We start from the raw sequence: 9353 nt of genomic DNA on the forward strand, positions 1-9353 counted from the left end.
CCTGCTGGTTTCCACTTTATCTACCTCATGAGCATCGCCACCATCGTGTGGGGTGTCATCAACGCAAGCTTCCTCGGGCTCAGCCCAGCGCTTGCGGGGTGGACGTATTACCTGGACATCACCAACTACGGCTGGTTGCCTGAACCGCTGAAGAACGCGATGCTCTGGATCCGCACAAGCGCCCCGACTGACCCTGCGAAGTTTGAAGCCTACAAGGCCTTCGCCCAGTCGATCACGATTCTGCCCGAAAGCTTCGTGCCGAAGACGGCGGGTGCCTCCCAGATGCAGCATATCCAGCTGTTCTGCTTCTGCATCGCCGTGGTCCACCTGAGTATCGCTCACGTGTGGAACGTCTGCGTGCGCATCAAGCGCAAGGACTCCACGTTCATGGCGCAGGTGGGCTGGCTTATCGGCTGCTGGGTGATGTTCTTCCTGGCCTGCCAGATGGTGCTCGGTATCGACATGCCGAAGTTCGTCATCCCGATGTTCATCGTGGAAGCGGTACTCCTGGTGCTCTTTACCGTGCCGCCCAAGAGGCTCAAGCAGGACTTCATCAGCATCCCGATGCTCGTGCTCGACGTGGTGAACAGCTTTACCGACGTGATCAGTTACATCCGTCTGTTCGCTGTGGGCATGTCCGGTGCGGCCATTGCCGAAGCGTTCAACGACATGCTCTCGCCGCTGTTCGGCTCCGCTGTCGGTATCGCCGGTGCAGCCTTCCTGTTGCTCTTTGTGCACGGCCTGAACATCGCGCTTGCGGTCATGGGCGTCGCCGTCCACGCCGTACGTCTTAACACACTCGAATTTTCAAATGGACTTGGCCAGGAATGGAGCGGATTCGCGTTCGCGCCCTTCGCCAAGCAGAAAAATTAAACCAAGGGATGATTCCCGCTACTTAATGAGGAAAAAACAATGGAACCGAATACAATGGTTACTCTCGCTAAAATGGGTGCTGCTGCCGCTCTCGGCATTTCGGCAATGGGCTCCGCCCTTGGTTGCGGAACGGCTGGTATGTCCGCCATCACCATGTGGAAGAAGGCTTATGCCCAGGGCAAGAGCGCTCTCTTCACCTTGCTGGTGTTCGTGGGTGCCCCGATTTCCCAGACGATTTACGGCATGTTGCTCATGAACTTCATCTTGAGCAAGGCTGCCGAAAGCGGCTTTACCAACTGGGGTGGCTGCCTCGGTGCCGGTATCTTCGGCGGTCTCGGCATGATGGCTTCTGCCTGGTACCAGGGCAAGTCCGCGGCCGTGGCTTGCGATGCTCTCGGTGAAACCGGCAAGGGCATGGTGAACTACCTGATGGTGCTCGGTATCGTGGAAACCGTGGCCCTGTTCGTTCTCGTGTTCTCCATGATGGTGCTCTAATCCAGCGAGGTAACACGTATGGATCAAGCTCAACTTTTAACGCTCGCGAAACTCGGCGCGGTGGCGGCCCTGGGCCTTGCCGCGGTGGGTTCTGCGCTGGGCTGCGGGACTGCCGGCATGGCGGCCATCGGGGCCTGGAAGAAGGCGTATCTCAAGGGTAAGAACGCGCTGTTTACGCTGCTCATTTTCGTGGGCGCGCCGATCGCGCAGACAATCTACGGCATGTTGCTGATGATGTACATCCTGAACAAGTCCCAGGCGGCCCCGGCCAACTGGGCTGCATACCTGGGTGTCGGCATCTTCGGTGGCATCGGCATGATGGCCTCTGCCTGGTACGTGGGCAAGTCGGCGGCTGACGCCTGCAACGCCCTCGGCGAAACCGGCAAGGGCCTCGTGAACTACCTGATGGTGCTTGGTGTCGGCGAAACCGTCGCGCTGTTCGTCATGGTGTTCTCGATGATGCTCGTGTCGTAAGGAAGGTCCCTGAGCCTGTCGAAAGGCCGCACGATATGTCATTCCGGCCTCCGAGCCGGAATCTCCTATGTAACAAGGACTGCTTTAAAAGCAGTCCTTGTTTTTTCATTTCGAATAATGTATATTTGAAATATGGCTTTAGCAATTAGACCATTACCTGTTTTGGAAAACGCCGCTGCGGATCGTTTCGTGAAAAAGGCGAACCGCGTGTTGAAGGCGAAGAGAAAACTTGACCTGACTCAGAAGGCCAAGTCTACTATGTCTATCCTCAGAACTGCGAAGATCTAATTACATGAATTATATTTCGACCAACTGCAGGTTGATGAGTTTACAGGAAAAGCAGGTTCAATCGGGCCTGTCTTTTTTTTCTTGTGGTGATAAGGACCTTGATGATTTTTTCCATTGTGATGCTGCTGAATACGAGCACGCACTTTTCGGAAAGACTTATGCTTTTGTGCATAAGAAATCTGGCGAAATTTCATCGATGTTCACGATATCGAACGGAAGCGTTCAGGCTCGGCAGATGCGTCGCACCTTGCGAGATAAGGTGCCATATCCCAAGAGGCTGATTCATAACTACCCGTCTGTGCTAATCGGTCGTCTTGCTGTAAATGAGAACTTTCAGGGGAATGGGATTGGTTCCGAAATTCTTGATTTCTTGAAAATTTGGTTTTCTGATTCGCATAATAAGACTGGTTGCAGATTTCTCGCCGTTGATGCCTACAACGCACCGTCTGTCTTGAAGTTCTATGGAAACAATGAGTTCTCTTTCATATTCAAATCAGAAAAAGAAGAACGAGAAAGCCTTCAGCTTCACGAAAATGAGCCGTTGCGTACACGCATGATGTGCTGCGATCTGTTCCATTACGCAGAATCTCTCCGAAAGAGCTTGTAGCGGTTTCTCAAAAACGATGTTGACTTTACGCCCCTTCTTTTTCTCTGCGCTGTATTCAAAGTGTATTCAAAAATGTGTAGATTGTATATTATCTCACAAAAAATTCTAAAAATATCATAAAATTCAAACTTTTGTATCAAAAATATTGACGATGCGAAAACCCGTTAATATTTTTGGAGTATGGAATCGATTTTAAGGTATCAAGATTTTCGACTCTATTTGCAGGATTTTTACGACTGGAAAAAGCGCACGTCGACGTTTTCGTGGCGTGACTATTCGAAAATGGCGGGCTTTGTTTCGCCGGTATTCATGAAGCAAGTATGCGAGGGTAAGGCAAACCTCGGAAAGAAGGCGACCGTCAAGGTGGCGGACGCGTTTAACTTTACGGGTATCGAGCGCGACTATTTTTTCAACTTGGTTATGTTTGCGCAAGCAAAGACCGATGACAAGAAACATTTCGCTTATGCCGAAATGCAGTCTATCGCGAGGGCGAGCAAGGTGAACCTTGTCGGGGCCGAGGCGTATAAATATTACGATTCTTGGGTACACCCGGTAGTGCGTGAATTGGCGCCTGCCATGCCGGGAGCAGTCCCGAAAGAAATCGCGGGCAAGTGCATTCATGATGTTTCTGCGAAAGAGGTAAAGGATTCCATCGATTTTCAAGTCCATGCGGGAATCCTCAAAAAGACAGATGATGGCAAGTACTTGCAGACGGACAAGTTGCTTGGCGGTGATACTCAGTCCATGTCTTTGGCCGTGCGTTCCATGAACAGGCAGATGGCGACATTTGCGGTCGATGCGATTGACCGCTTTGCCGCAGATGAACGCTATGTCGCGGGTGTTACCATGGGCGTTTCTAATGATGCCTTTGCAAAAGTTGTCGAAGTCCTGAAAAAGTGCCGCGAGCAGGTTCTAGAAATTGTTGCAAACGACGACAAGGTGGATCAGGTGCTGCGCCTGAATTTGCAACTGTTCCCGTTGACCGAGAAAATAGAAGGTACAGACGATGAAAAGTAAGATGTTTGGAAATGTTGCGCTTTTGCTTGCCCTAAGCATCCTTTGGGGCGTTATTGCCTGTTCCGAAAAATCTACAGCGGGTGCAACTGTAGATGATAATTCTGTGGCAGAGATTTCTGCCGATGAAAAGCTGATTCTAGAACATCGTGTAGACTCTATCAAAAACTTTATTGATGCGATACCTGCAGATATCGACGATTACGAAATTGATTCTACCAGATTCTGGTTCGAAATTAGGTTCGGCGGCGAACATGAGAAATATTTCTATTATGAATGGAATAATCCGTTATCCAATTGCTTCATCAATATCTATCGCTCGGAATACGGAGTGCTGAATGCGGAATATAATGAAGTAACTATTTTATGGACGTTTTTCTTGACTGCAGATGACAGCGGCGTTACTTCCCATCTGAAAATGAGATATTATGCTGTTTCCGAATCCCGCTGCGAAAAAGAAATTTCTGATTTTGCAAATGCTTGTGAAAAAGACGGCGGAACTTTGTATCGCCATATAGGAACCTGCAAGGATACCGAATTGCACCTGACATGTTCAACGTTCATCGGTCATTTGACAGAAAGCGCCGACAGTATTTTGGACAAGGCTGCCGAAAAAATGAAAAACAAATGTATGGACAATCACTAAAAGGAGTCTCCAATGAAAATTCAGAAAGAAAAGACAGCTTCACTTGTTCTTTCCATGGCTATGGCTATGTGCTTTGCCGCCTGCGGTGACGATTCTAATGACGAAGCCAATCCGGCTCAGCCTGGCGGAATAAGTCAGCCTTGCGCTGATGGGTCTTGTGCTGGTCAGCCTTCGGGGGCTAATGCGTCATTGTGCGATTTGGCAACGCAAAAGCTTCCTGCATCATCATTAGCATGGCAACCTACTTTTGCGGGTGGCTGCGAAGTCGTCCAACAGTTCCCTTTAGCAGAACTCCAGGTTCTCGACCAACAGCTTGTTTCCATGGGTTATGAGAAAAATGCCCTTACGCAAGAGTCCTACATTTACTCCTTGAACATAAATGACTTCAATAACTTGATGGTTTATAGCGATACGCTTCGATTCACCTACGCTTCAGAATTCTTTTCCGGGAATTTTAATGCGACAGCAAGAGCCATGTCCGAAAACGAAATTCAGAAGTTGGCTCTCTTGGAAGCTTGTCCCACACTTCTACCAGCAGGATACCTTTACCCTGATTTCGACCCCTGCATTGGAGTTGCTACGTCTATTTCAAAGAAATGGTCTGGAAATCATGTGATTACGTACAATACGGTAGCCAAATTGTCACAAGCTTTCAGCAGCCTTGGTTGGAATTGTACATCCAAAGAAGCTTCCGGGTATGGTTATACCGATTTTACCTGTTCTGCCACGCTTGATGGAAAAAAATACACAATGAAGGCGAGAACTAACGCCTATAAGAATGAAACCGGGAACCTAACCGAGATGACCATCGTATATAACAGATAATAGCATCCGCGTTAGGGATAGCTTTAAAATACAAGGAGCTGATTATGAAAAAAATGTTTGTTGCACTTGGCGTGGTATTGGCCTCTTTGATTGCTTGCTCTGAATCAGATTCTGGAGGGTCAACGCAACCATGCATCGACGCTTCTTGTACTAGCCAGCAGCAAACATCGAAAAAAAATGCATCACAGTGTGAACTTGCCACTCAAAAGCTTCCTGCATCGTCTCTTGCTTGGCAGCCGACTTTCAGTGGCGGTTGTGAAGTCCAACAACAAATTGCCTTGGACGAAATGCTGAAGTTTGACACTTTGCTGATTGCAGGTGGCTTCCAAAAAGAGGAACTGGTTCAGGAATCTTATCGTTATGTAAGAGAGACTCCAGATTATACAACGCTTGTTGCCGTTAATGACACGTTGGCTTTTACCTATATGATGGGAACATTTGTCGGTAATTTCCATTCGGTTACAAGTCCATTGGACGAAAAAGTCTTGCAGGAGAGGTTTGTAACTCCCGCTTGTCCGGTTCTGTTACCGCCTGACGCTTTAGCATCAGATATCTGGGCTGGAGCCGATTTGTGTACAATATCTAATAAAAATGGATTTGTGTATATGAACTCGTTAATGACATCCAAATCTTTGAATGTGGTAAAAAATGATTTGGCTAAGTATGGTTGGTCATGCTTAGGAACGGATCTTGTCATTTGTTCTGCAACATATGACTCCCAGAATTATACACTAAGTTTTACATATGCTTCTTCGAGTATGGGAGCGACTCTTAAAGAACTGAGGCTTATGTGGACTCACTAACGTGCTGTTTCCCACAGGAAACGCTTTTTTGAGGGCAGAAATGCCCTTTTTTTGTTTTTTTGGGGTAGATTTATGTTAGTTGGACCCAATCTATGGAGTAAATCATGAAATCCAGGTTTTTGACCGCATCTGCCATCCTCGCTATGGCTAGTGTTTCTTTCGCCGCGACCGCCTACATCAACCAGATTGGCTACCGCACCAGCGACTTCAAGGAACTCACGCTGTTCGAGGGCAGCGGAAACGTCGATTTCGTCGACCAGTCCGGCAAGACGGTGCTCTCGGTGACGCCTTCCGCCGCCGCGAACTGGGACGGTAGCGGCCAGAGCGTGCAGCTTGTCGACTTTACCGAACTCAAGACTCCGGGCACGTACACCATCAAGGTGAACGGTCGGGAGGTCCGCAAGGACTTGAAGATTGCCGACAATGCCTACGGTGAAGTGTCGAAGGCCCTGTTGAAGTGGTTCTACTACCAGCGCGCTTCCATGGCCCTGGAAGAACAGTACGCGGGCAAGTGGAAGCGCGCCGCGGGTCACCCCGACATGGGCGTGGCCTTCCATAGTTCCGCCACGGGCGGGAGCGGCACCCTCAACAGCCCCAAGGGCTGGTACGATGCCGGCGACTACGGCAAGTACATCGTGAACTCGGGCATTTCCACCTACACGCTCCTGAGCCTCTACGAGCATTTCCCGGCTTATTTTGACAATCTAAAATGGAACATCCCGGCCGACGGCAATTTGCCCGACCTCCTGGCCGAAATCAAGTACAACCTGGACTGGATGCTCACCATGCAGGCAAGCGACGGGGGAGTCTACCACAAACTTACCACGCTCCAGTTCTGCGGGACGGTGATGCCGAACGAGGATATCGATAAGCGTTACGTTATCGGCAAGAGCACGACCGCTACGCTTGATTTTGCCGGCGTGATGGCGGTTGCTGCCCGCGTGTACGAAAAATTCGACGCCACGTTCGCCGCAAAGGCGCTCGATGCAGCCAAGAAGGCCTACGCATGGGCCGAGTCCAACCCGAGCACTTATTATAATCAGCCGCGAGACGTTGCGACCGGAACCTATGCCGACAACAACGCCAAGGACGAGAAGAACTTTGCCGCTGCCGAACTCTTTGTGACCACGAAGGACGCTTCGTATGCCGCGCAGGGCGCTAGCGGGGCGATTCCGGGCTGGGCCGAGATGAGCGGCCTTGTGACGTACACCAAGGCGACGCATGCAGCCGATTTCAGCGACGCCGCCGCGGCCAAGGATTCCCTGATTGCCGCCGCCGACCGCTATGCGAACCATGCCGCGACCGGCTTTGGCGTTCCCATGACCAAGAACGACTTCTACTGGGGTTCCAACAGCGTGGCCGCCAATATGGGCGTGTGGCTGCTCCATGCTTACTACCTGACGGGCGAGAAGAAGTATTACCAGAGCGCCGTCAAGACGCTCGACTACCTGCTGGGCAAGAACCCGTTGGACATGTCGTTCGTGACCGGATTCGGCACCAAGTCGCCGATGCATCCGCATCACCGTCCGAGCCAGGCCGACGGAATCCAGGAGCCGGTGCCGGGCATGCTCGTGGGCGGTCCGCAGCCCGGCGGCGAGGATATTGGCAAAAACGAGTGGGAATGCAGGGATTACCGCGTGAACGGCGCCCCGGCCAAGTCCTACTTTGACGACGAATGCAGCTATGCGAGCAACGAGGTGGCCATCAACTGGAATTCCCCGATTGCATACCTGGCGGGTGCCATCGAGGCGCTCAATTCCGGTCACGCCCCCTCCTTCGCGGTTGACGGGATTGTCTCCATCCCGAAGGTCCGTCCGGGCCTGCGCACTGGCGACGGTACGCCCAAGCTCCGCTTCGATAGCCACAGGGTGTTTATCGAAAACAACGGAATCCGTTACGACCTGAAGGGCAAAAAGCTCAAGTAAACCCTGAAATTCGCTAAAAAATAAGAACCGCGGCGGAATCGTCGCGGTTTTGTCTTTTGAAGGGCGGCGCTTTTTGGGACAGCGTTTACGAGCAGCGGAGCACTTGGCCCGGGCGGATCATGTTCCCCTTGAGGCCGTTCAGCTTTTTGAGCTTGGTAATGGATATCCCGTAACGTCGGGCGATTTTGCCTAGGCAGTCGCCGCGGCGCACCTTGTAGTAGCGGTGCTTGGCAAGTTCCTTCTGGAATTCCCCCTCGACGGCGAGCAACTGCTGCTGCTCGATGGTGGTCAGGGCGTTGTGGAACGTGCCCTGCTCAAAGTTGAATACCGTGGCCGGGTCGATGTAGGTGCCGTTGAACTTCATCTCGAAATGCAGGTGCGCCCCGAAGGAGCGGCCCGTATTGCCGCCGACGCCGATGGTATCGCCGGCCTGGAGCGTGTCGCCGACGTTGACTTTCCAGCTGGCGAGGTGGGCGTAGAGGGTGGTGAGCCCGTTCCCGTGGTCCAGAATGACGTACTTGCCGTAACCCCTGCGGCGGCCCTGGTTGCGTACCTTGGTGACGACACCGGCGAATGCGGCCACGATGGTGCGGTCTTCGCCGTGGCAGAGCCCGAGGTCGACGCCGCGGTGCATGCGGTAGGTACGGATGCCGTAGGGGGCGGAAACGCGACGGCTTTCGCTAGGGACAAATGCCGTAGTCATGTCGAGGACGAGCTTGGCCAGGGAATCCACATGGGCGGAATCGGTGGCGTTCATGTCGGCGGCGAGTTCCGCGTCGGCTTCTTCCTGGCTCATTTCGGGGCCGTTATCGGAAGAGTCGGCTTCGTTTTCGGCAATTTCGGCCGGGGCGTTGGGATTGTTGCCGGCATCGGCTTCGTCTACGAGAGTGTCTCCGGAAAACTCGCTTTCGGTTTGCGGAATGGTTTCGGGTACAATTTCGTCCTTGGCAAATGCTGCCAAGGCTATCATGCAGACTATCGTAAGGACTTTTGACGGAGCGAGTAGTTTCATGGTATATTGGGTCAAAGATAGTCTATTTGTCCTGATTTGTCATAGGTGGTTGTGATGTAGCTCAATTTTTTCTATCTTTGCACCCGTCAGGGCCTATCATCCAGGTAGGTTCCTAGTCCGGCTAGATTTAGCCGATAAAGGATTATAAAATGGCAAAGAAAGTTCAGGATGCCCTCAAGGACATCATCTCCCTCTGCAAGCGCCGCGGTTTCATTTTCCCCGGCTCCGAAATTTACGACGGCCTCGCCAACACTTGGGACTACGGTCCGTATGGCGTGGAACTGAAGCGCAACATCAAGAACCTCTGGTGGAAGAAGTTTGTGACCAGCCGCCAGGACGTGCTCGGTCTCGACAGCTCTATTCTTTTGAACCCCCGCGTCTGGAAGGCCTC

Annotated in this window: 10 protein-coding genes and 2 pseudogenes; 11 read left to right on the top strand and 1 reads right to left on the bottom strand. The window is 51.7% G+C overall.

Going from position 1 to position 9353, the window contains the following annotated elements; all coding sequences use genetic code 11:
* The 10 genes and pseudogenes from B3M32_RS03990 to B3M32_RS04035 form a co-directional block, all read left to right on the top strand.
* Window positions 1-873 (top strand): annotated as a pseudogene (locus tag B3M32_RS03990) (ATPase); the annotation flags it as partial.
* Window positions 874-912: 39 nt separating this feature from the next.
* Window positions 913-1368 (top strand): V-type ATP synthase subunit K, encoded by a 456-nt coding sequence (locus B3M32_RS03995; RefSeq protein ID WP_083535590.1) that lies wholly within the window; start codon window positions 913-915, stop codon window positions 1366-1368.
* Between the two features lie 18 nt (window positions 1369-1386).
* Complete coding sequence (locus B3M32_RS04000) at window positions 1387-1842, top strand: V-type ATP synthase subunit K (RefSeq protein WP_072799628.1); 456 nt, start codon at window positions 1387-1389, stop codon at window positions 1840-1842.
* 132 nt (window positions 1843-1974) lie between these two features.
* Window positions 1975-2130, top strand: coding sequence for a hypothetical protein (locus tag B3M32_RS04005; RefSeq protein WP_290743726.1), 156 nt, complete (start codon window positions 1975-1977; stop codon window positions 2128-2130).
* 34 nt (window positions 2131-2164) lie between these two features.
* Window positions 2165-2737 carry a GNAT family N-acetyltransferase gene (locus tag B3M32_RS04010; protein WP_290743727.1) on the top strand — a complete coding sequence of 191 codons (573 nt, stop codon included), beginning with the start codon at window positions 2165-2167 and terminating at the stop codon, window positions 2735-2737.
* 180 nt (window positions 2738-2917) lie between these two features.
* Window positions 2918-3754 (top strand): TIGR02147 family protein, encoded by an 837-nt coding sequence (locus B3M32_RS04015; protein WP_290743729.1) that lies wholly within the window; start codon window positions 2918-2920, stop codon window positions 3752-3754.
* Entirely contained in the window at window positions 3744-4397 is a 654-nt protein-coding gene (locus B3M32_RS04020; protein WP_290743731.1) for a hypothetical protein, read from the top strand. Before B3M32_RS04015 ends, B3M32_RS04020 begins: the two co-directional genes overlap by 11 nt.
* A gap of 12 nt (window positions 4398-4409) precedes the next feature.
* Window positions 4410-5222 carry a hypothetical protein gene (locus B3M32_RS04025; RefSeq protein WP_290743733.1) on the top strand — a complete coding sequence of 271 codons (813 nt, stop codon included), beginning with the start codon at window positions 4410-4412 and terminating at the stop codon, window positions 5220-5222.
* Between the two features lie 44 nt (window positions 5223-5266).
* A complete protein-coding gene (locus B3M32_RS04030) occupies window positions 5267-6025 on the top strand; it encodes a hypothetical protein (RefSeq protein WP_290743735.1) in 759 nt (252 codons plus the stop codon).
* A gap of 104 nt (window positions 6026-6129) precedes the next feature.
* Window positions 6130-7950 carry a glycoside hydrolase family 9 protein gene (locus B3M32_RS04035; protein WP_290743737.1) on the top strand — a complete coding sequence of 607 codons (1821 nt, stop codon included), beginning with the start codon at window positions 6130-6132 and terminating at the stop codon, window positions 7948-7950.
* A gap of 85 nt (window positions 7951-8035) precedes the next feature.
* Here the strand turns inward: B3M32_RS04035 and B3M32_RS04040 are convergent, their stop codons facing one another.
* A complete protein-coding gene (locus tag B3M32_RS04040; RefSeq protein WP_290743739.1) occupies window positions 8036-8962 on the bottom strand; it encodes a peptidoglycan DD-metalloendopeptidase family protein in 927 nt (308 codons plus the stop codon).
* Between the two features lie 149 nt (window positions 8963-9111).
* Here B3M32_RS04040 and B3M32_RS04045 point away from each other — a divergent pair.
* Window positions 9112-9353, top strand: a pseudogene (locus B3M32_RS04045) (glycine--tRNA ligase); the annotation flags it as partial.

The organism is Fibrobacter sp. UBA4309 (assembly GCF_002395745.1).
In the GTDB taxonomy this organism is placed as follows: domain Bacteria; phylum Fibrobacterota; class Fibrobacteria; order Fibrobacterales; family Fibrobacteraceae; genus Fibrobacter.

What these genes read in the sequence shown, in the direction of transcription:
- B3M32_RS03995 (WP_083535590.1), top strand. Translation starts at nt 913, where the DNA reads ATGGAACCGAATACAATGGTTACTCTCGCTAAAATGGGTGCTGCTGCC.
- B3M32_RS04000 (WP_072799628.1), top strand. Translation starts at nt 1,387, where the DNA reads ATGGATCAAGCTCAACTTTTAACGCTCGCGAAACTCGGCGCGGTGGCG.
- B3M32_RS04005 (WP_290743726.1), top strand. Translation starts at nt 1,975, where the DNA reads ATGGCTTTAGCAATTAGACCATTACCTGTTTTGGAAAACGCCGCTGCG.
- B3M32_RS04010 (WP_290743727.1), top strand. Translation starts at nt 2,165, where the DNA reads ATGAGTTTACAGGAAAAGCAGGTTCAATCGGGCCTGTCTTTTTTTTCT.
- B3M32_RS04015 (WP_290743729.1), top strand. Translation starts at nt 2,918, where the DNA reads ATGGAATCGATTTTAAGGTATCAAGATTTTCGACTCTATTTGCAGGAT.
- B3M32_RS04020 (WP_290743731.1), top strand. Translation starts at nt 3,744, where the DNA reads ATGAAAAGTAAGATGTTTGGAAATGTTGCGCTTTTGCTTGCCCTAAGC.
- B3M32_RS04025 (WP_290743733.1), top strand. Translation starts at nt 4,410, where the DNA reads ATGAAAATTCAGAAAGAAAAGACAGCTTCACTTGTTCTTTCCATGGCT.
- B3M32_RS04030 (WP_290743735.1), top strand. Translation starts at nt 5,267, where the DNA reads ATGAAAAAAATGTTTGTTGCACTTGGCGTGGTATTGGCCTCTTTGATT.
- B3M32_RS04035 (WP_290743737.1), top strand. Translation starts at nt 6,130, where the DNA reads ATGAAATCCAGGTTTTTGACCGCATCTGCCATCCTCGCTATGGCTAGT.
- B3M32_RS04040 (WP_290743739.1), bottom strand. Translation starts at nt 8,962, where the DNA reads ATGAAACTACTCGCTCCGTCAAAAGTCCTTACGATAGTCTGCATGATA.